The 25,482-nt window shown below is 61.8% G+C and carries 22 protein-coding genes; 11 read left to right on the forward strand and 11 right to left on the reverse strand.

Translation table 11 applies throughout. The features are described from left to right. The first annotated feature begins 12 nt into the window (after positions 1 to 12). Positions 13 to 3,570: a DNA polymerase III subunit alpha gene (gene dnaE, locus CQ020_RS05070; RefSeq protein ID WP_024820483.1), complete on the forward strand. Its 3,558-nt coding sequence runs from the start codon at positions 13 to 15 to the stop codon at positions 3,568 to 3,570. A gap of 38 nt (positions 3,571 to 3,608) precedes the next feature. Here the strand turns inward: dnaE and CQ020_RS05075 are convergent, their stop codons facing one another. Then, entirely contained in the window at positions 3,609 to 4,109 is a 501-nt protein-coding gene (locus tag CQ020_RS05075; RefSeq protein WP_105690842.1) for a flavin reductase family protein, read from the reverse strand. Between the two features lie 111 nt (positions 4,110 to 4,220). Here CQ020_RS05075 and CQ020_RS05080 point away from each other — a divergent pair, with 111 nt between their 5' ends. The 3 genes from CQ020_RS05080 (at position 4,221) to nrdR (ending at position 6,799) form a co-directional block, all read left to right on the forward strand. Then, complete coding sequence (locus CQ020_RS05080) at positions 4,221 to 4,754, forward strand: hypothetical protein (protein ID WP_105690843.1); 534 nt, start codon at positions 4,221 to 4,223, stop codon at positions 4,752 to 4,754. A gap of 4 nt (positions 4,755 to 4,758) precedes the next feature. Continuing rightward, a complete protein-coding gene (gene hisD / locus CQ020_RS05085) occupies positions 4,759 to 6,132 on the forward strand; it encodes a histidinol dehydrogenase (RefSeq protein ID WP_105690844.1) in 1,374 nt (457 codons plus the stop codon). Between the two features lie 166 nt (positions 6,133 to 6,298). Further along, on the forward strand, positions 6,299 to 6,799 hold the full coding sequence (nrdR, locus tag CQ020_RS05090) for a transcriptional regulator NrdR (protein ID WP_105690845.1): 501 nt from the start codon (positions 6,299 to 6,301) through the stop codon (positions 6,797 to 6,799). A gap of 61 nt (positions 6,800 to 6,860) precedes the next feature. On the opposite strand, the gene CQ020_RS05095 is transcribed toward nrdR, so the two are convergent. The 3 genes from CQ020_RS05095 to map form a co-directional block, all read right to left on the reverse strand. Further along, positions 6,861 to 7,640: an SDR family oxidoreductase gene (locus CQ020_RS05095; protein ID WP_105690846.1), complete on the reverse strand. Its 780-nt coding sequence runs from the start codon at positions 7,638 to 7,640 to the stop codon at positions 6,861 to 6,863. A 7-nt stretch (positions 7,641 to 7,647) separates the two neighbouring features. Next, positions 7,648 to 8,451 (reverse strand): polyphosphate--glucose phosphotransferase, encoded by an 804-nt coding sequence (gene ppgK, locus CQ020_RS05100; protein ID WP_062067940.1) that lies wholly within the window; start codon positions 8,449 to 8,451, stop codon positions 7,648 to 7,650. A gap of 78 nt (positions 8,452 to 8,529) precedes the next feature. Continuing rightward, on the reverse strand, positions 8,530 to 9,408 hold the full coding sequence (gene map, locus CQ020_RS05105; protein ID WP_105690847.1) for a type I methionyl aminopeptidase: 879 nt from the start codon (positions 9,406 to 9,408) through the stop codon (positions 8,530 to 8,532). Between the two features lie 107 nt (positions 9,409 to 9,515). Between map and CQ020_RS23980 the strand changes: the two genes are divergently transcribed. Beyond that, a complete protein-coding gene (locus tag CQ020_RS23980; protein ID WP_146116671.1) occupies positions 9,516 to 9,680 on the forward strand; it encodes an SPOR domain-containing protein in 165 nt (54 codons plus the stop codon). Positions 9,681 to 9,719: 39 nt separating this feature from the next. On the opposite strand, the gene panB is transcribed toward CQ020_RS23980, so the two are convergent. Next, positions 9,720 to 10,625, reverse strand: a complete 906-nt coding sequence (gene panB / locus CQ020_RS05110; RefSeq protein WP_105690848.1) for a 3-methyl-2-oxobutanoate hydroxymethyltransferase — start codon at positions 10,623 to 10,625, stop codon at positions 9,720 to 9,722. A gap of 190 nt (positions 10,626 to 10,815) precedes the next feature. Here panB and glnA (CQ020_RS05115) point away from each other — a divergent pair, with 190 nt between their 5' ends. Then, entirely contained in the window at positions 10,816 to 12,156 is a 1,341-nt protein-coding gene (gene glnA, locus CQ020_RS05115) for a type I glutamate--ammonia ligase (RefSeq protein ID WP_024820492.1), read from the forward strand. Between the two features lie 9 nt (positions 12,157 to 12,165). Then, a complete protein-coding gene (locus CQ020_RS05120; RefSeq protein WP_105690849.1) occupies positions 12,166 to 15,177 on the forward strand; it encodes a bifunctional [glutamine synthetase] adenylyltransferase/[glutamine synthetase]-adenylyl-L-tyrosine phosphorylase in 3,012 nt (1,003 codons plus the stop codon). On the opposite strand, the gene CQ020_RS05125 is transcribed toward CQ020_RS05120, so the two are convergent. After that, a complete protein-coding gene (locus CQ020_RS05125; protein ID WP_258141717.1) occupies positions 15,165 to 16,673 on the reverse strand; it encodes an arylsulfatase in 1,509 nt (502 codons plus the stop codon). The genes CQ020_RS05120 and CQ020_RS05125 overlap by 13 nt on opposite strands. Positions 16,674 to 16,716: 43 nt before the next feature. Here CQ020_RS05125 and CQ020_RS05130 point away from each other — a divergent pair, with 43 nt between their 5' ends. Together CQ020_RS05130 and CQ020_RS05135 are read left to right on the forward strand one after the other, a co-directional pair. Beyond that, on the forward strand, positions 16,717 to 17,286 hold the full coding sequence (locus tag CQ020_RS05130; RefSeq protein WP_105690851.1) for a GNAT family N-acetyltransferase: 570 nt from the start codon (positions 16,717 to 16,719) through the stop codon (positions 17,284 to 17,286). A 121-nt stretch (positions 17,287 to 17,407) separates the two neighbouring features. Continuing rightward, positions 17,408 to 17,758 (forward strand): hypothetical protein, encoded by a 351-nt coding sequence (locus CQ020_RS05135; RefSeq protein ID WP_105690852.1) that lies wholly within the window; start codon positions 17,408 to 17,410, stop codon positions 17,756 to 17,758. Positions 17,759 to 17,828: 70 nt separating this feature from the next. Here CQ020_RS05135 and glnA (CQ020_RS05140) read toward each other — a convergent pair whose 3' ends face one another. Further along, positions 17,829 to 19,253 (reverse strand): type I glutamate--ammonia ligase, encoded by a 1,425-nt coding sequence (glnA, locus tag CQ020_RS05140; RefSeq protein WP_024820496.1) that lies wholly within the window; start codon positions 19,251 to 19,253, stop codon positions 17,829 to 17,831. A 311-nt stretch (positions 19,254 to 19,564) separates the two neighbouring features. On the opposite strand from glnA (CQ020_RS05140), the gene CQ020_RS05145 reads away from it, so the two are divergent. Further along, positions 19,565 to 20,002, forward strand: a complete 438-nt coding sequence (locus tag CQ020_RS05145; protein ID WP_105690853.1) for an RDD family protein — start codon at positions 19,565 to 19,567, stop codon at positions 20,000 to 20,002. A 116-nt stretch (positions 20,003 to 20,118) separates the two neighbouring features. Here CQ020_RS05145 and CQ020_RS05150 read toward each other — a convergent pair whose 3' ends face one another. The 3 genes from CQ020_RS05150 to lipB all read right to left on the reverse strand — a co-directional run bounded on the left by CQ020_RS05150 (position 20,119) and on the right by lipB (position 22,661). Then, the gene (locus CQ020_RS05150) at positions 20,119 to 20,880 is read right to left on the reverse strand and encodes a DUF4191 domain-containing protein (RefSeq protein WP_105690854.1); all 762 of its coding nucleotides are present in this window, start codon (positions 20,878 to 20,880) and stop codon (positions 20,119 to 20,121) included. 96 nt (positions 20,881 to 20,976) lie between these two features. Continuing rightward, positions 20,977 to 21,996 carry a lipoyl synthase gene (lipA, locus tag CQ020_RS05155; protein WP_024820499.1) on the reverse strand — a complete coding sequence of 340 codons (1,020 nt, stop codon included), beginning with the start codon at positions 21,994 to 21,996 and terminating at the stop codon, positions 20,977 to 20,979. Beyond that, positions 21,993 to 22,661: a lipoyl(octanoyl) transferase LipB gene (lipB, locus tag CQ020_RS05160; protein WP_105690855.1), complete on the reverse strand. Its 669-nt coding sequence runs from the start codon at positions 22,659 to 22,661 to the stop codon at positions 21,993 to 21,995. The genes lipA and lipB overlap by 4 nt, the downstream gene beginning before the upstream one ends. 149 nt (positions 22,662 to 22,810) lie before the next feature. Between lipB and CQ020_RS05165 the strand changes: the two genes are divergently transcribed. Further along, positions 22,811 to 24,454 (forward strand): serine/threonine-protein kinase, encoded by a 1,644-nt coding sequence (locus CQ020_RS05165; protein WP_105691064.1) that lies wholly within the window; start codon positions 22,811 to 22,813, stop codon positions 24,452 to 24,454. A 56-nt stretch (positions 24,455 to 24,510) separates the two neighbouring features. Here the strand turns inward: CQ020_RS05165 and CQ020_RS05170 are convergent, their stop codons facing one another. Next, on the reverse strand, positions 24,511 to 25,410 hold the full coding sequence (locus CQ020_RS05170; RefSeq protein WP_105690856.1) for a TIGR01777 family oxidoreductase: 900 nt from the start codon (positions 25,408 to 25,410) through the stop codon (positions 24,511 to 24,513). Between the last annotated feature and the right edge of the window lie 72 nt (positions 25,411 to 25,482).

Consider the following 25,482-nt stretch of genomic DNA (forward strand, 5'->3'; position numbering starts at 1 on the left):
TAGACTGTCGTGGTGACTTCCAGCAATGATTCGTTCGTCCATCTGCACACCCACACCGAATACTCCATGCTGGATGGAGCTGCGAGGCTCGGTGAGCTGTTTGATGAAACCGAACGCTTGGGGATGCCCGCCCTGGCCACCACGGACCATGGATATCTGTTCGGTGCATTCGACTTCTGGCGCAAAGCCACGGACAAGGGCATCAAGCCGATCATCGGCGTCGAAGCCTATGTAACCCCCGGCACTGCCCGCGGTGACAAGGAACGCGTGCGCTGGGGCGACGAAAGCCAGCGCAAGGACGACGTCTCCGGTGGTGGCTCGTACACCCACATGACGCTCCTGAGCTACAACAATGTGGGCATGCGGAACCTCTTCAGGGCTTCTTCCATTGCTTCCCTGGACTCCGTCTTTGGCAAATGGCCGCGGTTGGACCGGGAACTGCTCAATACCTATTCCGAGGGTCTGATCGCCACCACGGGTTGCCCTTCCGGAGAAGTCCAGACCAAACTGCGTCTCGGCCTCTACCGCGAGGCTGTGGAGGCTGCAGCAGAGTTCCGCGACATTTTTGGGGCGGAGAACTACTTCTGCGAACTAATGGACCACGGCCTGGACATTGAGCGGCGCGTGACCGGCGACCTCCTGCGCTTGGCCAAGGAACTCAACCTCCCGCTGGTGGCCACCAATGACCTCCACTACACGCATGAGCACGATGCCAAGGCTCACGAAGCGTTGCTGGCCATTCAGTCCGGTTCCACCCTCCTGGAACCAACGTATGACAACGGCGGTTCCCGTTTCGCGTTCTCCGGCAGCGGCTACTACCTGAAGTCTCCGCAGGAGATGCGGGAGCTGTTCCGTGATCACCCGGAAGCCTGCGACAACACGCTGCTCATCGCCGAGCGCTGTGAAGTGTCGTTCAACACCGGGGCCAACTACATGCCGCGTTTCCCTTGCCCTCCCGGGGAAGACGAGACCTCCTGGCTGGTCAAGGAAGTTGATACGGGCCTGAAGTACCGCTATCCCCAAGGCATTCCTGACAAGGTCCGGAAGCAGGCGGACTATGAGCTGGGCGTCATCACCTCCATGGGGTTCCCCGGGTACTTCCTGGTGGTTGCCGACTTCATCAACTGGGCCAAGAACAATGGCATCCGCGTAGGTCCCGGCCGTGGTTCCGGTGCAGGTTCCATGGTGGCCTATGCCATGCGCATCACCGACCTTGACCCGCTGCAGCACGGCCTGATCTTTGAACGCTTCCTCAACCCGGACCGCGTTTCCATGCCTGACTTCGACGTCGACTTCGATGATCGCCGCCGCTCCGAGGTGATCGACTACGTCACCAAGAAGTACGGCGATGAACGTGTGGCCATGATCGTCACCTACGGAACGATCAAGACCAAGCAGGCGCTCAAGGACTCCTCCCGTGTGCTGGGCTACCCGTTCAGCATGGGCGAGACGCTCACCAAGGCCCTTCCGCCTGCCGTCATGGCCAAGGACATTCCTCTGGCAGATATCCAGAACAAGGAATCAAAGCGGTACAGCGAAGCAGGGGATTTCCGGCAGCTGATTGCCACTGACCCCGAGGCCGCCAAGGTCTTCGAGACCGCGTTGGGCATTGAGGGCCTGAAGCGCCAGTGGGGTGTCCACGCTGCCGGCGTCATCATGTCCTCGGACCCCATCATCGATGTCATCCCCATCATGCGCCGTTTCCAGGACGGCCAGGTCATCACCCAGTTCGATTACCCGACGTCTGAAGGCCTCGGCCTGATCAAGATGGACTTCCTGGGCCTCCGAAACCTGACGATCATTTCGGACGCCCTGGAGAACATCAAGATGAACCGGGGCGTTGACCTCGATCTTGAAAATCTGGAACTCGACGACGCGCCCTCCTACGAACTCCTGGCCCGTGGTGACACCTTGGGTGTGTTCCAGCTCGACGGTGGACCCATGCGGTCCTTGCTCAAGCTGATGAAGCCTGACAACTTCGAAGACATTTCAGCAGTCCTTGCGCTTTACCGGCCCGGTCCCATGGGCGCCAACGCCCACACCGACTACGCCTTGCGCAAGAACGGGATCCAGGAAGTCATTCCCATCCACCCGGAGTTGGAAGAACCGCTCAGGGAAATCCTTGGCGGGACCTTCGGCCTGATCGTGTATCAGGAGCAGGTCATGGCCGTAGCCCAGAAGCTGGCCGGCTACTCACTTGGCCAGGCAGACATTCTCCGCCGTGCCATGGGTAAGAAGAAGAAGTCCGAGCTGGACAAACAGTTCGCCGGCTTCTCCCAAGGCATGCAGGACAACGGCTACTCCATGGCCGCCGTCAAGACCCTCTGGGACATCCTGCTCCCATTCTCCGACTACGCCTTCAACAAGGCACACTCGGCAGCGTACGGCGTGATCTCCTACTGGACGGCCTACCTGAAGGCGCACTATGCGCCGGAGTACATGGCCGCCCTGCTCACTTCAGTTGGTGATGACAAGGATAAGTCCGCTATCTACCTCAATGAATGCCGGCGTATGGGCATCACCGTCCTGCCGCCGGATGTCAACGAGTCCTCGTTGAACTTCACTCCTGTGGGCACAGACATCCGCTTCGGCATGGGTGCCATCCGTAACGTGGGCGTCAACGTGGTGGATGCCATGGTGACCGCCCGTACTTCCGAGGGCAAGTACACGTCCTTCAAAGACTTCCTCCTCAAGGTGCCGGCCGTGGTGTGTAACAAGCGCACCATCGAATCGCTGATCAAAGCCGGAGCGTTCGATTCGCTGGGCCACCATCGGCGTGCCCTGGCGATGATCCACGAAGAAGCCATTGACTCGGTGATCACGCTCAAGCGCAACGAAGCGATTGGCCAGTTCGATCTTTTCGCGGGCTTTGAAGACCAGGAGCCCGAAGCGTCGCTGACCACCGAGATCCCGGACTTGCCCGAGTGGGAGAAGAAGGACAAGCTGTCCTTCGAACGGGACATGCTGGGACTTTACGTTTCAGATCACCCCCTGCAGGGGTTGGAGGGCGTCCTTAGCCAGCACGCGGAACAGTCCATTACGTCGATCATCGGCGAGGATGGACCGCACGACGGCGCAATCGTCACCATTGCCGGCATGATCACCTCGCTGAGCCGAAGGATCGCGAAAGCCAGCGGAAATGCTTACGCCCGAGCGGAGATTGAGGACCTTGGCGCTTCCATGGAAGTCATGTTCTTCGGGCAGGTGTACGGGCCCATTGCCTCAGTCCTGGCGGAGGATCTGATTGTTGTGGTCAAGGGACGCCTGCAGCGACGCGACGACGGTGCGGTCACTCTCAACTGCATGGAGCTTTCCGTTCCGGACCTCAGCGAAAGCGTGAACGGTCCCGTGGTGATCACCATTCCCACGTTCAAGGCCACCGAAGCGGTGGTAACGGACCTGCGTGACGTGCTGCGCACTCACCGTGGGAACTCCGAGGTCCGGCTCAAGCTCATGGGGGATACCAAGGTGGAAGTCATGGGCCTGCCCGTTCATATGCGGGTCAACCCGAGTCCATCGCTCTTCGGTGATCTCAAAGTCCTGCTGGGTCCGGCCTGCCTGGATAACTAGCCTGCCTGGGTAACCAGAGGGGTGGCTGGTGCGCCCGGTCAGATCTCGTAGTCGAGCGGGGCAGGCTTGCTGTAGCCGCCGCTGTGGTAAAGCAGGGGAGTACCGTCGTCGCCGACTTGCCCGTCAACAACCTCCACCACCACTACTGCGTTGTTCTCGAAAGACAGGCGCATCTGGATCCTGCCCACGAGCCAGCCGCTGACGTCCTTGAGGATGGGGACGTCGTGGGGGCCCGGCTCCCAGTGGTCGCCGTCGAACCGGTCGCGGGTCCGCGCGAAGCGATTGGCCAGGGCCTGGTTGTCCAACCCCAGCATGTGGACTCCGATGTACTCCGCGTTGGCCACGGCCGGCCAGGAACTGGAGCTCCTGGCCATATTGAAGGTGAAGCGGGGTGGCTCTGCGGACAGGGAGGCCACGGAGGTGGCGGTGAATCCAAACGGGCTTCCGTTGAGGTTTGCCGTGATGATCGCCACGCCGGCCGCATGCCGACGGAACATTTCCCTGAAAGTCTGATCGAAGCCGGATGGTTCGGTTGACACGTGGGTATTCTCCTGAACTGTGGCGGTACATCTCACCTTCAGGGTATTCCTCCCATCCTGTGAGACCCACATTTTGTTGAGTAGGCGTGAACCTTTGTTAATGTGAGTTGCATGACCGAGCCAACAATGCACGCCCCCGCCGTGGCAGAACCGAAATCCATCGTGAAGCCGCGGGCGTCGAAGGACGTTCTTTGGCTGGTCCTTCCGGCTGCTTTGGGCGTGGTGGCCGGGGTGATCTGGTGGCTGCTTGCTCCGGGCGGGCTGAACCTGGTCTCCGGCAATCCGGATCTGGCGAACGCGGCCAATCCTGATTCCTGGCTTCCGCGGGACCTGGTTCTTGGAGCTTTGATGTTGCTGGCAGGCTGCCTCACCGGCGTCATGCTTGACGGCAAGCTGCAGGGTGAGGGTTCCGGACGACGTTTGGCCTTTGCCCTTGTTGGCGGCGCCGTGGGAGCTCTCATCGCGTGGCTGGTTGGTTTGCTTACCGCCCAGGTACTGGGTCCAGCCCCGGACCCGGCCCTTGGCCCGGGGTTTGGTTTTACTCTTCGCTCTTACGCCGTGCTGGTTCTGTGGCCTGCTGCGATCGCCTTCATCACGTTCGTCCTGGCGCTGTTCGGGGTTCTGTCAAAGAAGCCCGTAAAATAGCCGGGTGACCACTTCCTCGGATACTTCTGCCCCCTCCACTGACGCCCTTGACTTCCGGAGCATCGATTTCCGGGGCCGCCACCTCTCCTTGGCGGAGCTGCGGGAGGCCGTGCCCAGGGCGCAGCATCAGACCATGGCAGACGCGGAGCAGAAGGTCCTGGACATCATTTCCGAGGTCCGTAGCCGGGGGTTTGCCGCCCTGGGCGAACTGGCAAAGAAGTTCGACGGCGTGGAACAGTCCCACCCCAGGGTCCCGGCAGAGGCACTCACCAGGGCCCTGACCGAACTTGATCCCAAGGTGCGGGCCGCCTTGGAGGAGTCCATCAAACGCGCCCGGCAGTTTGCTGACCAGCAACGCCCTGCCAACGTTGATGTTCAACTCGGCGACGGCGCTGTCGTCAGCCAGAACTGGATCCCGGTGGGGCGCGTCGGGCTCTACGTCCCAGGTGGACTCGCGCCCTTGGCGTCATCGGTCATTATGAACGTGGTCCCCGCGGTTGCTGCCGGCGTCGAGTCCATTGCGCTGGCCTCTCCGCCGCAGAAAGACTTCGATGGCCTGCCGCACCCCACCATCCTGGCCGCCGCGAAGCTCCTGGGCATCAACGAGGTGTATGCAATCGGTGGTGCGCAGGCGATTGTTTCGTTTGCCTACGGCATCCCGGGAAGCGGAGATGAGCTGCCCCTTGAGCCTGTTGACGTGGTCACGGGACCCGGCAACATTTTCGTGGCCACAGCCAAGCGGCTGGTCAAGGGTGTGGTGGGCATTGACTCGGAGGCAGGAACTACGGAGATTGCCATTCTCGCCGACGCCACTGCACACGCGCCCTTGGTGGCTGCCGATCTCATCAGCCAGGCAGAGCATGATCCCAAGGCAGCTTCTGTCCTGGTGACGGACTCGCCTGAACTGGCTGACGCCGTCGTGCTTGAACTGGCGCGGCAAGCCGGTGCCACCAAGCACAGGGCCCGCGTTCTTGAGGCGCTCTCCGGACCGCAGTCCGGTGTGGTGCTGGTGGATGATCTTGAGCAGGGCATTGCGGTCTGCAACGCGTACGCCGCTGAGCACTTGGAAATCATGACGGCGGACGCAGCCGCTGTTGCGTCGCGGATCCGTAACGCCGGGGCGATTTTCGTGGGCGATTTCAGTCCGGTGAGCTTGGGCGACTACTGCGCCGGGTCCAACCACGTACTGCCCACCAGCGGGACGGCGGCCTTCTCATCGGGGCTCAATGTCACCACCTTCCTCCGCGCAGTCCAGGTCATCAATTATGACCGCGCCGCTTTGGAGCAGGTCAGCGGACACATAGTGAGCCTGTCCGGCGCTGAAGACCTCCCTGGCCACGGTGACGCTGTCCGTATCCGGTTCACTCAGGAGCCTTAACCACTACATATAAGGGTGCCCACTACTACATGTAGTAATTACACGCTTGTCATTACAGGACGGCTGACCGTAAACTGGTGCCGGAAGTGAATCTTCCGGCACCTTTTGCGTATCCGGCGTCCTGCCGCATTCGATTCGGTGCCGGAGCTGTTAGGGGAGGCCCAGCGTGTATTGTCCGTTCTGCCGGAATCCCGACTCCCGCGTCGTTGACAGCCGCATGGCTGACGATGGCTCTTCCATTCGACGCCGCCGCCAATGTCCGGAATGTGGACGCCGCTTCACCACCGTGGAGACCACCAGCTTGTCTGTCATCAAGAGGTCGGGCGTGGGCGAACCGTTCAGCCGGATCAAGGTCATCAGTGGAGTGCGCAAGGCATGCCAGGGGAGGCCCGTCACCGAAGACGACCTCGCCATGCTGGCCCAGGAAGTCGAGGAGAATATTCGTTCCTCAGGCGCGGCGGAAATCGATGCCCACGAGGTTGGCCTGGCGATTCTGGGTCCGCTGAGAAAGCTTGATGAAGTGGCGTACCTTCGTTTTGCGAGCGTCTATCAGGCGTTCGAGTCTTTGGAAGACTTTGAGTCAGCCATTTCGCTGCTCCGCCATGAGGCAGAAGAGGCCAAAGCAGGCACCCAAGAAGCCACAGGTTCGGAAAAGAGCCAACTCTAGCTCCGGTGGCGGCAGCGGAGGGGAAGCCGCAGCCGCCACCGGCACCAATCCTGGACCGGCGTCATCGCCCGCCGGACACCGGGAGCACCGCTCCCGTAATGTAGCCGGCGCCGTCGGACATGAGCCACATCACTGCATCAGCCACCTCTTCAGGTTCAGCTCCACGACCCATCGGAATGGTGGGGTTCAGTCTCTCCACCCGGTCCGGCATACCGGCAGCTGCATGGAGGCCGGTGTTGGTGCTTCCGGGGGCAACGGCGTTGACGCGGATGCCCTGCTTGGCCACTTCTGCTGCCAGACCCACGGTCAGGACGTCAACGGCGCCCTTGGTGGCTGCGTAGTGGACCCATGTGCCGGGGGAGCCGGCTTTGGTGGCTGTGGAGGAGATGTTGATGATGGATCCGCCGCTGCCGCCGTTGTGCGTGGAGAGCCTCCGCACCGCTTCCTGGCACATGAAGATCATGCCGGAGACGTTGACGTCAACAACGCGCTGGACCGTTTCGGCCGGTACTTCCACCAAGGTGCCGATCAGATTCCCGGTGATAGCGGCGTTGTTGACGACGGCGGTCAGTGCACCCCAACCGGCAGCGGCGTCGAACAAGCGTCCGACGTCGGCGGGTTGGCTGACATCGGCCTGGACGCTGCGGGCACTGCCGCCTAGAGCCAGGATGTGGTTGACCACAGCCTCTGCGCCTTCGCTGTCAACAGAGTAATTGACGACGACGTCATAGCCGGCGGCCGCCGCGGCCTTTGCCACGGCGGCACCGATCCCGCGGCTGGCGCCGGTGACGATTGCGACTCCCGGTTCGTCGCGCCGGGAAGTAGCCCGGTCCTCGGCCATGCCGCGGCTACTTCGCGAGTTTGTGGTGCAATGCGACCTCAAGCGCGGCGCCCACGATCCCGGCGTCGTTCTTCAACTTTGCCGTGACTATTTTGGTCCTCAACTGAAGGTGCGGGAAGTACTCGTCGGAGCGCTTCGAGATGCCGCCGCCCACAATGAAGAGTTCCGGGGAAAACAGGAACTCAACATGCTGGAGGTAGCGGTTCAACAGGACGCCGTACTCATCCCAGCTCAGGCCATCGCGTTCGCGGGCAACAGCCGAGGCCTTGGTCTCGGCGTCGTGTCCGTCCACCTCCAGGTGGCCGAGCTCGGCGTTGGGGACCAACTGACCGTTGAAGATGAATGCCGATCCGATCCCGGTACCCAAGGTGATCACCAGGACGGTGCCGTCCACACCTTCGCCGGCGCCATAGCGGGCTTCGGCGAGGCCTGCTGCGTCGGCATCATTAATGACCTCTACGGGACGGCCCAGGCGCTTGGTGAAGGTGGCATCGATGTCGGTGCTGAGCCAGGTCTTGTCCACGTTGGCCGCGGAGTTGACCACGCCGTGCTGGATGATGCCGGGGAAGGTCACGCCCACCGGTGTGTCCGCTGCCGGGGCGTCGGGACGGCTGGAGAGTTCCTCCACGATTTGGGCAACTACCTCAGCCACAGCCTCCGGAGTGGCGGGTTGCGGAGTGGGGACGCGGAAGCGATCGCCAATCAGCTTGCCCTTCTTCAGGTCGACAATGCCGCCCTTGATGCCGGTGCCACCGATGTCGATTCCGATCAACGGGGCGTTCTTGTGGGTCTTCTCATCCTTCTTGGACAATGCATTTCCGATCATGGCAGGAGGGGATGGGCATGGCACAGCCGCCCGGGCTGCGGGGACCTTCCGTAAGCTCAGGGCTCAGGGAAGGGTAAGGATTTCCGCGCCGGTCTCGGTGACCAGCAGGGTGTGTTCGAATTGGGCCGTGCGTTTGTGGTCCTTGGTGACAACAGTCCAGTCATCGGACCACATCTCCCATTCGATGGTGCCGAGGGTCAGCATGGGTTCGATGGTGAAAACCATGCCTGCCTCGATCACTGTGTTGTACGCCGGGGCTGCGTCGTAATGCGGAATGATGAGGCCGGTGTGGAAGGCCTCACCCACGCCGTGGCCGGTGAAATCCCTGACCACGCCATAGCCGAAGCGTTTGGCATAGGACTGGATTGCTCGGCCGATTACGTTGATTTCGCGGCCAGGGGCCACGGCCTTGATGGCCCGGTTGAGCGACTCCTGCGTACGCTCAACCAGCAGACGGGATTCTTCATCCACGTCGCCAACCAGGAAAGTGTAATTAGTGTCCCCATGCACTCCGTTGATAAAAGCGGTGATGTCAATGTTCAGGATGTCGCCATCCTGGACCACGGTTGAGTCGGGGATTCCGTGGCAGATGACTTCGTTGAGGGAGGAACACAGCGATTTGGGGAACCCGCGGTATCCGAGCGTGGAGGGGTAAGCATGGTGGTCCAGAAGAAACTCGTGTCCCACTCTGTCCAGCTGGTCCGTGGTGACACCGGGCTGGAGGTGCTTGCCTACCTCAACGATCGCTTGCGCGGCGATCTTTCCCGCGATCCGGATCTTCTCGATGGTCTCGGGAGACTTCACCTCGGAGCCGGTGAACTTGGCCGGTGCCTTCTTGCCTACATACTCCGGCCTGGGAATGGACGCCGGGACGGGACGTTCAGGGGTGATGGTTCCCGGGGTGAGGGCGCCAATGGGTGCAGTCGAAGCAAGAGAAGGCATAGATTGATCATATAAGGCACACAAGAGACGCAAGTAACAAAGTGTGGCCGGGTTCCCGTGACCCCGCCAACGTTACGCGTCGAAGGGCCCCGGACGGAGGAGGAGACGTGACGGAGTACTGGTACAACGTCAAAACGCACGAGATCGAAGAGGACGCGATGTCCGATTGGACCCAGCTGATTGGCCCCTATAAAACAAGGGAAGAAGCTGAGCACGCCTTGGAGAAGGTCAAATCACGCAATGACGCCTGGGACGCCCAGGACGACGACTAGCCGCGCGGGTAACGGGTCCGGGCGACTGGAAGGCTGCGGCTAGAAGGAGTGCTCCGGTCCGGGGAACTGACCGGATCGGACATCCTCCCCGTAGGCGGCCGCGGCGTCACTCAGCGTGGTGCGAAGATCTGCGTACTGCTTGACGAACTTTGCCATCTTGCCGCCACGCAACCCTGCCATGTCCTGCCACACAAGAACCTGCCCTGTGGTGCTCTTGCCAGCCCCGATACCGACCGTGGGTACCCGCACTGCGGCATCCACGGCTGCTGCGGTCTCGGCAGGCACCATTTCCATGAGGACACTGAAAGCGCCCGCGTCCTGCAGCGCGAGTGCATCATCCACGAGCCGCTGGGCGTCATCGCCACGGCCCTGGACGCGATAGCCGCCGAGGGAATGTTCGCTTTGGGGAGTGAAACCGATGTGGGCCATGACCGGGATTCCTGCTTGGACCATGGCTTTGACAGTCTCGGCGTAGTAAGCGGTTCCCTCAATTTTGACGGCGTGCGCCAGTCCTTCCTTGAGGAACCGGACGCCGGTGGCGACGGCCTGGCCGGGGGAAACTTCGTAGCTGCCAAACGGCAGATCCGCCACTACCAACGCGCGCTTGGCCGCCCTGCTCACCGCCCGCGTCAAGGGCAGGAGCTCGTCCACCGTGACGGGAAGGCTCGTCTCATTGCCGAACACGTTGTTGGAAGCGGAGTCGCCCACCAGCAGGACTTCGATTCCGGCCTGATCAAAGATCTCCGCGGTGTACTGCTCATAGGCGGTCAGCATGGCAAAGTGCTCGCCGTTGTCCTTGGCCTGCTGAAGGTGGTGTATCCGGACCCGGCTGACTGGCTTCCTGCCGCTGGTCGACGGCACAGGGGCAGCGCCTGCAGGTCCCGTGCCGTAGGGTGCGGGAACTTCGGCGGGCGTGGTGGACTCAGGAAGGTTGCTCGGGGCCATGGATAGAGCCTAAGCGGTGCCGACGGCGGCTGCCACCAGTGTGCCGGGCGTCACCTTATGTAAACGCTGTGTTACGCGCAGGCACTGCTGCGGCATTAGCTCGGAACTCTTAGTAGAGTGAAGGCTGAACTGTCGTGGCTTCTCTCCAATGAAACCAGCGGCATGGACACCGAATCGGAAAAGAGGCCCTATGGACCGCCAGCAAGAGTTCGTTCTGCGGACGATCGAAGAGCGTGACGTGCGCTTCGTACGCTTGTGGTTCACCGACGTCGTGGGTTCCCTTAAATCGGTGGCGCTAGCGCCGGCGGAAGTTGAGGGTGCCTTTGAAGAAGGCCTTGGCTTTGACGGGTCCGCCATTGAAGGCCTGGCCCGCGTGTTCGAGTCGGACATGCTCGCGCAGCCGGACCCGTCCACCTTCCAGATCCTGCCGTGGCGTGGAGAGACAGAGCAGACGTCCCGCATGTTCTGCGATGTCCTCACTCCCGACGGTGAGCCATCTGCCGCGGACCCCCGCAACGTCCTCAAGAGGACCCTTGCGAAGGCCGCTGACATGGGCTTTACCTGCTACACCCACCCTGAGATTGAGTTCTACCTGCTGAAGTCCAAGGACCTGGGTCCGGACGGCGCTCCCGTGCCCGTGGACGAAGGCGGCTACTTTGACCATGTACCGGGTGGTGTAGCGCAGGACTTCCGCCGCACAGCGGTCACCATGCTCGAATCCGTCGGCATCTCGGTGGAGTTCAGCCACCACGAGGCCGGCCCTGGCCAGAACGAGATCGACCTCCGCTATGCGGATGCGCTTCAGACCGCGGATAACATCATGACGTTCCGGACGGTCATCAAGGAAGTGGCCCTTCAGCAGGGTACGTACGCCACCTTCATGCCCAAGCCGTTCACGGACCACCCCGGTTCAGGCATGCACACCCACTTCTCGCTCTTTGAGGGCGACACCAACGCATTCTTCGAAGCCGGCGCCGAGTTCCAGCTGTCCAAGACGGCGCGCCAGTTCATTGCCGGAATCCTCAAGCACGCTCCTGAATTCACCGCCGTCACCAATCAGTTCGTCAATTCCTACAAGCGCCTCTGGGGTGGCGGCGAAGCCCCCAGCTACCTGAGCTGGGGCCACAACAACCGCTCGGCATTGGTTCGCGTTCCGCTGTACAAGCCCGGCAAGGGCCAGTCGGCGCGCATCGAATACCGTGGAATCGACAGCGCAACCAACCCGTACCTGGCTTACGCCGTGCTGCTGGGTGCCGGTTTGAAGGGCATCGAGGAAGGCTACGAACTTCCCGCCGCAGCTGAAGACGACGTATGGTCGTTGACCACCGCGGAGCGTCGGGCCATGGGGCACGCACCGTTGCCGGCCAGCCTCCACGATGCCATTCGAGCCATGGAAGAATCCGAACTGGTGGCTGAGATCCTGGGAGAGCAGGTGTTCGAACACTTCCTGCGCAACAAGCGTGCGGAGTGGCAGGACTACCGCCTCCAGGTCACCCCGTACGAGTTGCAGCGCAACCTCGGCATTCTCTAGGCCGGGCCAATGAGCCTTGCGCGTCGGCTCATCTCAGCCGGATTCAGTGACCTCGAAAAAGGCGAACGGTTCCTCGCTGCCCCGGAACTTGAAGGGATAGACGAGGACGCCCTGTTCGCCGGGCTTTCCTTGTCCGCAAGCCCGGATACCGCCCTCCAGTCTTTGGTCCGCCTGATCGAGAAGAACCCGGGGCTGAAGAAGCTGGCCGCGGCTGATCAGGACATCAGCGAGCCCATGTACCGGCTCCTGGGTGCCTCCGAGGCTCTGGGTGAGTTTCTCATGCGGCGGCCGGAGCATCTGGATGTGTTCAACGTCCGGGTCAGTCCGGAGCCGGTTCAGGCCTCCAATGAAGAGCTTCGGGCCGGTCTGCTGCGCTCCGTGAAAGCCGAGCCCAATGCACAGCGCCCGGTGGCCGGAATGACAGGGCTGCCAGCCTACGCGGCCCTGCGGAGTGCGTACCGCCGTGGTTTGACAGAGCTGGCCATCAAGGACATCTGCGCTGCATCACCAACGGACTTCATGCCCGCGGTGGGCGCAGAGTTGGCCGACCTCGCAGGGGCCGCCATCGAGGCTGCCCTCGCGGTGTCCCGGGCCGAAGCTGAGGCCCAGTTCGACGCGGCCGAAATTGCCGACGTCGGGCTTGCCGTCATGGGCATGGGCAAATGCGGCGCCAGAGAACTGAACTACATTTCCGACGTCGACGTCATTTATGTCATCGAAGCAGGGGAGTTGGACGACGCCCGCGCGTCCACCATCGGCACTGCTCTTGCCTCCGGTATCTCCAGGGCCATCTCTTCCTCCGCGCCGGAACCGGGACTGTGGGAAGTTGACGCCAACCTCCGTCCAGAAGGAAAGTCCGGCCCGCTGGTTCGCACGCTGCCCTCGCACTTGAGCTATTACGCCCGCTGGGCCGAAAGCTGGGAGTTCCAGGCCCTGCTGAAGGCGCGGACCATTGCCGGTGACCGGGACCTGGGCCAGCGCTACGAGAAGGCTGTGGAGCCTCTGGTCTGGGCCTCCGCAGGCCGTGAGGGTTTTGTGGAGTCGGTTCAGGCCATGCGCCGCAGGGTGACCGATTACATTCCGGCGGCCGAGGAACAGCGCCAGATCAAGCTGGGGCGCGGCGGACTCCGCGACGTTGAATTTACGGTTCAGCTGCTGCAATTGGTGCACGGAAAGTCTGACGAGTCACTTCGTCGCCGGGACACCACCTCCGCCATCGCTGCCTTGTCTGCCGGCGGTTACATCGGACGGACGGATGCCGCGGCCTTTGACAACGCGTACCGCTACCTGCGCCTGCTGGAACACAGAATCCAGCTCTTCCAATTGCGTCGGACACACCTCATGCCTGTTGCTGAGGATGCCCAGCGCTTCCTTGCCAAGGCCGTCCTGGGGCCGTTCGCCCTGGAGCGGCCGCACCCTGACCAGCTGATGGCCACATGGCAAAAGACCAAAAAAGCTGTCCGTGAGCTCCATGAGCGGATCTTCTACCGTCCGCTGCTCAACACCGCAGCAAAGCTGAGCAGCGAGGACGCGAAGCTCAGCCCCGAGGCTGCCCAAGGCCGTCTCGCCGCACTTGGCTACGTGGACCCTCAAGGTGCCATGCGGCACATAGAGGCACTCACCGCAGGCGTCAGTCGACGCGCTGCGCTGCAGAGGCAGCTCTTGCCGATCCTCTTGGGATGGCTTGCCGAGGGTGTTGATCCCGACGCCGGGCTCCTCGCCTTCCGCAGGGTCAGTGAAGCCCTCGGAACCACTCATTGGTACCTCGGTCTGCTCCGGGATTCTCAAGCGGCCGCCGAGCGGCTCTGCCAAGTGCTGGCCAATTCCCGGCTGATTTCGGATCTGTTGGAAGTTTCTCCGGAGTCCGTTGCCTGGTTGGGCAGTGACAAGGACCTGGTGCCGATACCTTTTGAAGCCCAATGGCAGGAGATCCGGTCCAAGCTCTCCCGTCACGCGGATCCCGAGAGTGCCATGAGGCTGGTCCGGCTGATCCGGCGTCGGGAGATCCTGCGGACCGCGATTGCGGATAGCGCCGGGTTGCTCGATCAGGATGCCGTGGGGTTGGCCTTGTCCGAAACGGATCGGGCGGCGGTTCTCGGGGCTTTGCATGTGGCGGAGGGCGTCATCGCGGCGACTGGGCCGTTGAAAACCGATGTGCTGGTGGTGGCCATGGGCCGGCAGGGTGGCCGGGAGATCGGCTACGGCTCAGACGCGGACGTCATCTATGTACACCGTGCCCGCCCCGGATTCAGTGATGCGGAGGCCCAGGAACAGGCGACCACCATTGTGGCCAAGGTATCGAGCTTCCTCACCCAGCCGCTCAAGCCCGCCATCATGGCCGAACGAGTGCTCATGGTGGACGCCGACCTCCGTCCGGAAGGCAAGAACGGCGCCATGGTGCGGTCCTTGGATTCGTATGCGGAGTACTACCGGCGGTGGTCCCTTATCTGGGAAGCGCAAGCCCTCCTGCGGGCCCGCCCGATGGCAGGCTCGGATGAGCTTGCCGCTGACTTTCTCCGTCTCATTGATCCCCTTCGGTACCCGGAGCAACTCGCGGACAACGATCTCCGGGAGATTCGCCGCGTCAAGGCGCGGGTGGAGTCCGAGCGTCTGCCTCGCGGCGCTGATCCAGCCCGGCACGTCAAGCTTGGCCGGGGCGGCCTGAGCGACGTTGAATGGCTGGTCCAGTTGATTCAGCTTCAGCACGCCGGAAAACACCCGGAGTTGCGGACATCGTCAACCCTGGATGCACTGGCTGCTGCGGAAAAGTTGGATTTCATCGCCGAAGACGACGCCACGCTCCTGCGGGAGGCATGGCGGCTCGCCAGCCGTATCCGCTCCGCCAACGTCATCGTGACCGGCCGCGCCTCGGACCTGCTGCCCTCATCCCGTAAGGACCTGGAGGCTGTGGCCCGCTGGTGTGGCTACCAACCTGGAAACGCAGGTCATTTCGAAGAGGACTATCTACGGCTCAGTCGCCGGGCCCGGGGCGTTTTTGAGAAAGAGTTCTACGGCCACTGAAGCGTGGCCGCGGATGCCTTTTCACGGGCGTGCCGCAGCATGGCCACAACCTGGGCTCCGGGCGTGAGGGCCCCGTCAACGACGTAACCTTCTTCGCGGTCCCGGAGCGTCTCCACCATCCGCTGCCGCCAGGACGGCAGGTCTCCGAGATTGGCGGGGTCGTCGGCGAGGTTGTGCCGTTCCTGGGGATCGGCGTCGAGGTTGAAGAGTTCTTCCGTTCCCTCGCCGGACCCCCAGATGTATTTGTGGTGGCCATCCGTCAGCCAGTGCAGGTTCTGGCCCCAGTACACGTGTTCGCCATGAAGGACCTCCCGCACCGCTTCGCTGCTCTCGCCCCGGACGATGGGTGCCAGCGACCTTCCGTCCACGGAGTCCGGGATGGGAAGCCCCGCAAGGTCCAGCAGGGTAGGCATGATGTCCCTGAGTTCCACCACGTGATCCACCACCGCGCCACGTGCGGCTTTCGGGGCGGCCGGAGAATTGGCGATGATGAACGGTACGCGGGAGGAACCTTCGTACGGCACAGCTTTTCGGAACATATGGTGATCGCCCATCATTTCGCCGTGGTCGCTCGTGAACGCAAGCACGGTGTTTTCGTGCAGGCCGAAGTCTGCCAGGGACTCTTTGATGCGGTTGATCTGTAAGTCAATCTGGGCCATGAGGCCGTAGTAGCCTGCCCTGGCCCGATGGACTACGCGGTCCGGGATTCTGCCGTAGCTGGCCTGATAGTTTCCGTCCTGTCGATGGTCATCCCAGTGCTGTTCCCAATCGCCTTCCACAGCTTCATAGGGCGGTATGTTGAGGTACTGCTCGAAGGCCCACGACGGCGGATCGTACGGCGGGTGCGGGCGGTGGAAGGAAAGGTAGAGGAAAAAAGGTTTGACGGGATCGCGCCTGTGCATCCACTCGATGGCTTGGGTGCCGATCCAATGCGTAGGATGCAGGTTTTCGGCCTTGTCCCAGGGGCGGGCGACAATTGAATTGCAATTGACGCCGTGATCGAAGTACTCCACGTCCGGGCCCATCCCTGGTTGGCGGCGGAGCCACGGAACATAATCGTCAAATTTTGCGAAATGCTGCTGGTGTTCCTGCCTGGCATGGTGCAGATATCCGTCATGGAGGATGACGTCGTCAAAGTCGAGCCTGGAGCGTTCCGGCCACACATGCATCTTCCCGATGGCTTGGGTGTGGTAGCCGCCCTTCCGGAATTCGCCCTGTACCGTCACGGGATGGACTGCATGGAACGGCACGCCGTCGTTGTAGCCCACGCGGCCATGCCGTTCCTGCGATTGCCCGGTGAACAGGGCCACGCGGGCTGGCACACACGATGGTGTAGCAGAATAGCCCTTGGAAAACCTGACACCGTTACGGGCAAGGTCATCGAGGTGGGGTGTCTCCACATAGGGATGCCCGTCCGCGGACAAGCAGTCGCCCCTCCACTCATCAACGCAGATCAGGATGACGTTGGGCTGGTTCATCGGAAGTGGTCCCTTCATGGCACTAACGGTTGTGACAATCCTAAGAGGAGAAACACGAAAAATGCTTGAACATGACTCAGAAGAAGCATTTTCAATCGAGAGTGATCACTCTGAGCGCGGCGATATTTGGCTGATTCCCCTCAAAATGCTCGACGGCGACGCCCGGGCCATTCACCTTGGCGCGGTAGCGGAGTTGGCTGTTGAACCGGGGCAGCGGGATTTCGTAGGCGAACCATTGCGCATGATGCTGATTTCCCTGGAAGAGGAATCCCGATTCCCGTACGTCATTGAGTCGGGGGGAGTCGCGGTTGGCGTTCTCACCCTCCAGTCCGCAGCTGCCACGCTGGCGGGTTGGCCCGATGACGAGTCCGTGTGGTTGTTGCGGGGATTCCTCATCGACTCAAAAAGCCAAGGACGCGGACTCGGCACCTTGGCTGCGCGGGCGGCATCCGAGGAGGCGCGCAAGCTGACGTCCAGGCTGGGTGGCGGACAGGCCGGCGTCGTACTTTCCGTCAATGAGCGCAATCCCGCAGGGCTGGCCGCGTACACAAAGGCGGGGTTCGTGGATTCCGGACGATATTTGGGCGGCAGTGCGGGACCGCAGCGGACCATGTACAAAGCCTTCGCGTGACCATGGCGTCCGGACCCTCATCAGTCTTGGTCCAGCGGGGGCTGGGTGACATCCACTGCCCCAAAGCTAAGTATCCTTATAGACTTCTTTTGTCTCTGATCTCAATGCATAGGGGAAGTACATGGAATACAACGGAAATCCGTCTGAGAGGGCCATTCCTGCCGGAGAGCTGGACAGGCGTCACGTGGGCCATTCTGTGAGCTTTCAGCCCAACGAGTTCACCGTCGTCTTCGGGACGATCGCGGGTATCGCCAGGACCGAAGCACTTGTGTACCTGTCACTGGCTGGCGTATCCGGCGGTACTCATCTGAAAGACGAATACGATCTTCCCATCGATAAGAACGTCTACCTTCAGTTGGACCCGCTGGGTAGCGCGGAAAAGGGGATTTCGGATGCCGCCAGTTTCGTCAAGGACAAGTTGGACGAGATCAGCAAGAACCTTAGGGACCGCGACCAAGGCAGATCCGAGTAATCCACACATCAAAAAGAGGCCAGCCTCAGTCCGTTGGGACTGAGGCTGGCCTCTTTACTGCGTGGTGATATTAGACGCCGTAGTAGAGCTCGAACTCGTAGGGGTTCGGGCGCAGTGACAGCGGGCGGATCTCATTCTCGTACTTGTAATCAATCCAAGTATCGATCAGGTCCTGGGTGAAGACGCCGCCGGCCTGGAGGAACTCGTTGTCCTCGCGCAGGGCCTCAAGGGCTTCTTCCAGGGAGCCCGGAGCCTTGGGGATGTCCTTGGCTTCCTCGGCCGGGAGCTCGTAGAGGTCCTTGTCGATGGGAGCCGGGGGTTCAATGCGGTTGCGGATGCCGTCGATGCCGGCCATCAGCTGGGCAGCGAACGCCAGGTACGGGTTGGACGAGGGGTCCGGAGCGCGGAACTCGATGCGCTTGGCCTTCGGGTTGGTGCCCGTGATCGGGATGCGGATACCAGCGGAGCGGTTGCCCTGCGAGTAGACCATGTTCACGGGGGCTTCGAAGCCCTTGACCAGTCGGCGGTACGAGTTGACCGTCGGGTTGGTGAAAGCAAGGACTGCGGAGGAGTGCTTCAACAGGCCGCCGATGTACCAGCGAGCCATGTCGGAGAGGCCCGCGTAGCCCTTCTCGTCATAGAACAGCGGATCGCCGTTGCTCCACAGCGACTGGTGGCAGTGCATGCCCGAGCCGTTGTCACCGAAGACAGGCTTCGGCATGAACGTGACGGACTTGCCCCAAGCATCTGCAGTGTTCTTGATGATGTATTTGAACTTCTGCAGGTCATCAGCAGCCGCGGTCAGCGTGGTGAACTTGTAGTTGATCTCAGCCTGGCCGGCGGATCCAACTTCGTGGTGGGAGCGCTCAACCTCGAGGCCGGCCTTGTCCAGTTCGATGCACATGGCGTCGCGAAGGTCGGCCTGCTTGTCGGTGGGGGAGACCGGGAAGTAACCGCCCTTGACGGGGGTCTTGTAACCGAGGTTTCCGCCCTCTTCCTTGCGGCCCGTGTTCCAGTGAGCTTCTTCAGAGTCGATCTTGTAGAAGCTGCCCTGCGGGGAGGACTCGTACTGGATGTTGTCGAAGACGAAGAACTCGGCTTCGGGAGCAAAGAAGGCGGTGTCGGCGATGCCTGTTGATGCCAGGTACGCTTCAGCCTTCTCTGCCACGCCGCGGGGGTCGCGGTGGTAAGGGTCACCCGTGCGGGGGTTCACGATGGAGAAGTTCAGCGCGAGAGTCTTCTCGATGCGGAAGGTGTCGATGAAGGCCGAGGTCACATCCGGGATGAGCTGCATGTCGGACTCGGCGATGCCCTGGAAGCCGCGGATGGAAGATCCGTCGAAGAGCTGGCCGTGGACGAAGAAATCGAGGTCGACGCTCTTTGCCGGCACGTTGAAGTGCTGCTGGACACCAGGGAGGTCGGTGAAGCGGATATCGACGAATTTGACGTCTTCGTCTTTGATGAACTTGAGGACTTCGTCCGCAGTCTTGAACATCTATGCTCCTTATGCATATCAAGTAACAGGCCCGGAAGGCCGCGTGGTGCAGCCCATTCCAAGGGGCCGGAGACACAAAGAGATCCCCGTGCCATGGTGGCTGGCAACTCATACCACCATAGGGAGATGGGATTTCCCGGGGGTGTCAGTATTGTTTCCGGCAGGTTACAGAATCATCTGTTGTGTAAACGGTAGTCGGCTGTCCGGTGTCCAGTCCATCCGGGTCCGGTGGGCGAACACCCCGGGGCGTTGAGCGCCGGCCATTGTTCCGGAGGGCCGTCACCAGGCAGGCCAGCCGTTAGGCTTGGACTGTGGTAGATCGAAAAGACATAGGCTCCTGGTTGAGCGGCCCGGATACTTCCGGAATCTCCAAGTATCCCGGTGAACGGCTGGGCTTGCCCGAATCCGGTCCTGGCTCCATGGCGCGGGCCGGGCGCCGCATCCTGGGCATCGTTGTGGACTGGACCATCGCCTTGGTGATCAGCAACTTCGCCTTCGGCGGTGACTCATGGGCCACCTTGGCCATTTTTGCTGCAGAGCAAATCCTCCTGATCGGAACACTGGGATACAGCATCGGACACAGGATCGCCGGTATCCATGTGGTCCGCCTCGGCGGTGGCCCCGCAGGGCCTTTGGCCGCTGTGGTGCGGACCATCCTTCTCTGCCTGGTCATTCCTGCAGTGGTGTTCGACCCCGACCAGCGCGGTTTGCATGATAAAGCGATGAACACCATCCTCATCAGGATGTAGCGCACCTTGGGCTGCGGGCTCGGCGATAGAGCAACCCCAACGCGACAGAGCAATCCCAACAAAAAAACCGCCCCTGTCTCTCAATCAGAGAGACAGGGGCGGTTTCAGTTTGTGGATCAGCGTCCGCGAGCGGCCTTGCGGTCCGGACGGGCCTTGTACGGGTCAATGCCCTTGGGGATCGGCAGGCGGTTTCCAAGAGAGTTAATGCGCTTTGATACTGCGTTAACTTCCACCTTGGTGAGTTCATTCTTCAGTTTGCCCATGGTCTTGGCCAACTTGTTCAGCGGCACCTGGCCTTCACCGCGACCGGATTCCATAACGTGGATGGTCACATTGGGCAGGATGCGCGCGAGACGCTTGCGCTCGGCGTCCACCAGAGGCTTGACGCGGTGCGTGGGCCCTTCGCTGACCAGGACGACGCCAGGACGGCCAATGGCCATGAAGACAGCGTCTTGAGTGCGGGGGTTGACGGCAACCGGCTGATCCTGGGTTACCCAGCCGCGGCGAAGAGTACCCAGCGCTGCACCGGAAGCTCCGGGCTGGTTCTCAATTTGAGCGAAAGCGGCCTTCTCAGCCCGGCGGGAAAGAATGAAGACCGCAGCGAGCAGACCCAGTGGGATGCCAATGATGAGGCCGGTAACCCAGTTCTCCAGCAGGAAGCCGACGAGGAGGGCCACGGCAACCACGGCAAGGAATGCCAGCAGCATGACCCACACAACCTGCGGATCATTTCGCCGGGTCATTTTGAAGACTTCAGCGATCTGCTTCAGCTGGCTCGGCTTCTTGGCCTTGGCTTCCTTGGGCTTGCGCTTGAACAGCCCACGCTTGGGTGCGTCGGCCGAGGGGGTCGAATTGCTGGAATCAGAGGAGTTCGCCATAGTGCCTTAATTCTACGTGATGGACGCCGAAGGACCGGACGCCATGACGTAGGCATCCGGTCCTTCAATAGTGCTTGGTGGTGCCGCGAGTGGTGTTTAGCCGTGGGCGGCGAGGATGGTGGAGGCTTCCTGGCGGGTGGTGCCGGAGTCCTGGATGCCGTCGGCGATGTGGGCGAGTTCGGCGGGGATGTCGCGGCCCTTCTTCCGCATCGCGGTGGCCCACAAACGCCCGGCACGGTACGAGGACCGCACCAAGGGACCGGACATGACTCCGAGGAACCCGATTTCCTGGGCTTCTTCCTGGAGGTCAACGAACTCCTGGGGCTTGACCCACCGGTCCACCGGCAGGTGCCGCTCGGACGGGCGCAGGTACTGGGTGATGGTGATCAAGTCACACCCGGCCCCGTGCAGGTCCCGCAGTGCTTCGGAGATTTCCTCGCGGGTCTCGCCCATGCCCAGGATCAGGTTGGACTTGGTCACCATGCCCAAGTCCCGGCCCTGCGTAATGACATCCAAGGACCGTTCGTAGCGGAACGCCGGACGGATCCGCTTGAAAATCCTCGGTACGGTCTCCACGTTGTGCGCGAACACCTCGGGCTTGGAATCACAGATCGCCGCGATGTGCTCGGGCTTGCCGGAGAAATCGGGGATCAGCAACTCCACCCCGGTGCCCGGGTTCAGTTCGTGGATCTTCCGGACCGTTTCGGCGTACAACCAGACACCCTCATCGGCGAGGTCATCACGGGCCACGCCGGTCACCGTCGCGTACCGCAACTGCATCGCCTGGACACTGCGGGCCACCTTGGTGGGTTCGAACATGTCCACCGGGGAGGGTTTACCAGTATCGATCTGGCAGAAATCACAGCGCCGGGTGCACTCGGACCCGCCGATCAGGAACGTCGCTTCCTTGTCTTCCCAGCACTCAAAAATGTTCGGGCAACCGGCCTCCTCACACACCGTGTGCAGGCCTTCCTTCTTCACCAGGTTCTTGAGCTGAACAAACTCCGGCCCCATCTGGACCTTGGCCTTGATCCACTCAGGCTTACGTTCAACCGGGACCGCCGAGTTACGCTGCTCAACGCGCAGCAACTTACGGCCTTCAGGTGCCAAGGTCACTGGAGTGCTCCTTCGGGTGTGGAAACGAGTGCTTCTTCATGCTTGCTGAATTCTTCAACGAAGCGGTCAACGATGTCGGCAGGGTTGATGGTCCGGCCGGATTCCAGCGACATGGTGGTGACGCTGGCGTCGGTGATGCCGCAGGCGATGATCTGCGCATAGGGTGCGAGGTCATTGCTGCAGTTGATGGCCACGCCGTGCATGGTGACGCCATCCAGGACACGAATGCCGATCGCGGCGATCTTGCGGTCAGGTCCCTTGTCGTCAGCCAGGATCCAGACTCCCGCCCGGCCCTTCACCGTGACGGCCTTGATGCCGTAGTCGTCCATCACGGCAATCATGATGGCCTCAAGACGTTCCACGTAATCGCGGATGCCGGCGCGGTTCTTGAGTTTGAGGATCGGGTAGGCAATAAGTTGCCCTGGGCCGTGCCAGGTCAGTTTCCCGCCGCGGTCCACGGGCACTACGGGAGTGCCGTCAAAGGGGCGTTCGTGGTCCTCCGTGAGTTTGCCGGCCGTATAGACGGCGGCGTGCTCAAGGATCAAGACGGTGCTGTTCTTCTCGCCCGCAACAACTTTGTTGTGGATTTCGCGTTGCAGGTCCCAGCCCTGCATGTAATCAACGAAGTCCGGGGCAAGACCCAGTTGTGAAAACTCAAGAGTCATGGGTTCAAGCTTAGACCCAGCAGGAGACTGGCCCTGGTTTTGTGGTGAAGCTCTCAGTCGCATCCCGGGTGGTCGGGATGGGGCCGCAGGCGAGGAAGCGCCTGTGGATAACTTCTGCGCAATCTCCCGCATTCCGGTACACCTTGTTTATGGAAACTCTGGACACCCCCGAGGCCGTGGCTCCCCACGTTCCGGGCTATTCGATAACCCGTCCGCTGGGGCACGGCAGCAGCTCGACTGTTTGGCTTGCCACGAGAAATAGGGACGGTGCGCGTTTCGCGGTCAAGTGCGCCAGGCCTGGTCCCGGCACTGGCGGGTCAACGGAATCGGCCGGGATCCCTGAGGACGCAGCCCGCGAGATGAAGCTTCTCTCCGGACTTAAGCACCAGCACCTTATCCGCGTCCATGAAGTCCTCCAGCTGGGCGGGACGGGCGGGGGAACCCTGGGGATCGTCATGGACTACGCAGCGGGAGGTTCGCTGGCCAACCTCATCTCCGCAAGAGGGAAGCTCCGGATCGGAGAAGCTGTGACTATCCTGACACCCCTTGCCCAGGCCTTGGACTACCTGCATGCCAGCGGCGCGGAACATGGGGATGTGTCACCTGGAAACGTCTTGCTGACGGCGGAAGGGATGCCTCTGCTGGCAGATCTCGGCGTTGCCGCCACGGTGGGCGACAAGCCTCGCGGCCCTGGAGTCGGAACGCCGGGATTCATGGAACCCCCGGGGCTGGCTTTCGGTGACGACGACCTTTCCCGGGACAACCTACAGCCGCAACGCGACGTCTATTCGCTCGGGGCAGTGGGGTGGTACTGCTTGACAGGCACAACGCCGGGGCCGGAACAGGATCGCCCACCCCTGTCACTTCTGGTGCCTGAAGTACCCAAGGCCTTGGCCGCGGCCCTGGAGGCTGCCTTGGATCTGGATTCCGGAATTCGTCCCTCGGCCAGGGAACTAGGCACCGCGATTTTTAGAAGTGCTGCTCCCGAGGCCCTTGACTTGTCCGGCGTCGTGCACGAGTCGGTGATCCCTGAGTTGCTGACCAGGCGTGAGACATTGGGGCGTGGACCCCGCCGTCCAACCGGGTGGTTGAAGACATGGTGGAGACTGTTGCCGTCCCTGCGCAGGGCGCGGCTTCCAGCTTCACGCCGTTCGCGTGGTCAACGAGGCCGTCCCGGTCGAGGGGTGGCCCGCAGGCTGGTTCTCATGGTGGCGATGGTGGCGCTGATTGGCGTCCTGTCATGGATCTCCTGGCAGCAGAACGGACCAACGACGGCGATGATGCACCAATCAGCGACGGACACCGGCGCTGCCGATTCCGGTGAGGCGGATCTTCGGACCGCCAGCGATCTCCCCGCCACCCCTGTTCTTCCGCAGGCGCTTTCTGAAGGTCTTCTATCCGAGGATACCTTGGTTGCCGTTGCGGCGTTGTCAGCGGTGCGCGACATCGCTTTGGGAGAACGGCGCCTGGATCTTTTGGAGGCCGTCAATGCGCCAGGTTCGCAGGCCGAGGCCAGTGATAAACACTTGGGAGACTATCTGCGTGGCGCTGGAACAGCGTTCGAAGGTCTGCGGACAACGTTGACTGCACTGACCCTGGAGGGACCTCCGCAAGCAGACCATGTGCTGGTAACGCTGACTGCCACTACGTCTGGATATAAGGAACGACTGGCCTCAGGGGAGGTTGTCAGGACCGAAATGGCCGGACCACCACAACAACTAGCGCTGGATGTGGTTCGTTCTGAGGGACGCTGGCGAATTTCAGGAGTCCTGGGCGCCGTTCCCTCAAAGTGATGACAAAGGAGAGCGATGACCGGGACAGGCCACGACCAGCCCGGGCCAGGGATTCGTTAGTCGCTCTTTTCCTGTCGTAGCCATTCCATGGCGTCCGAGAGGGTGGGATGCAACCAACTGAAGCCGGCTTCCTGCAACCGTGCGGGCTCCATTCGCTGATTGGCCATGACGAGCTCGTCCGCCAGCCCACCCAGAACCAGTTTCAGGGCTGGTCTGGGCACGCGAAGGAAGGCTGGCCTGTGGAAGGCTTTGGCGAGTTCCGCAACGATCGTATTGACGTCAGCACTTTCCGGGGCGCAAACATTAGCCGGGCCTTCAAGGCTGGCTGTCATCAGGAATGCGAGGGCGCGGGCTTCGTCGGCCAACGTGATCCACGGCCAGTACTGGCGGCCGTTGCCGAACGGTCCTCCCAGCCCCAGCTTCAATAAGGGCAGCAGCGGCCCCAGCGCCCCGCCGTAGGTGCTGAGCACAACGCCGGTCCGGGGAGTCACCACTCTAACTCCCGACGGCGCTGTCCTGGCCATTCGCTCCCATTCAAAGGTCAGATGCCCCAGCACGCCGGTGCCTTGGCCTGCATCTTCCCGCAGGACCCCTTCGCGGGAAGCGCCATAAAAGCCCGAGGCGGATTGGCTGATGAAGGTGGCGGGCGGTGTGCCGAGTCGCCGCATGGCAGCGGTCAGGGTCTGCGTGGGCCGGAGGCGGGATTCTGTGAGAACTTGTATCCGGCGTTTTGTCCACGGGCGGTCACCGATGCCCGCGCCGGATAGGTTGATCACAGCGTCGGCTCCCTCCAGGACAGCTTCATCAAGCTCACCCTTGGCCGGGTCCCACGTCCATTCGAGTGCCGCTTTGGCTGGGCGCCTCACCAGCCGGACAACCTCATGGCCTTCAGACGTCAACTGCTCGGACAAGGCCGTCCCGATCATTCCCGAAGCTCCGGACATCACGATTCTCATGACCCATCTCACCATGGCGAACGCTTGTGGTGGAAACGACCGGCGGATGCCGCAACTGAGGGGTGCCTCTTG

Origin of the sequence: Arthrobacter sp. MYb23, assembly GCF_002979775.1 — a bacterium.
Classification (GTDB): Bacteria; Actinomycetota; Actinomycetes; order Actinomycetales; family Micrococcaceae; genus Arthrobacter.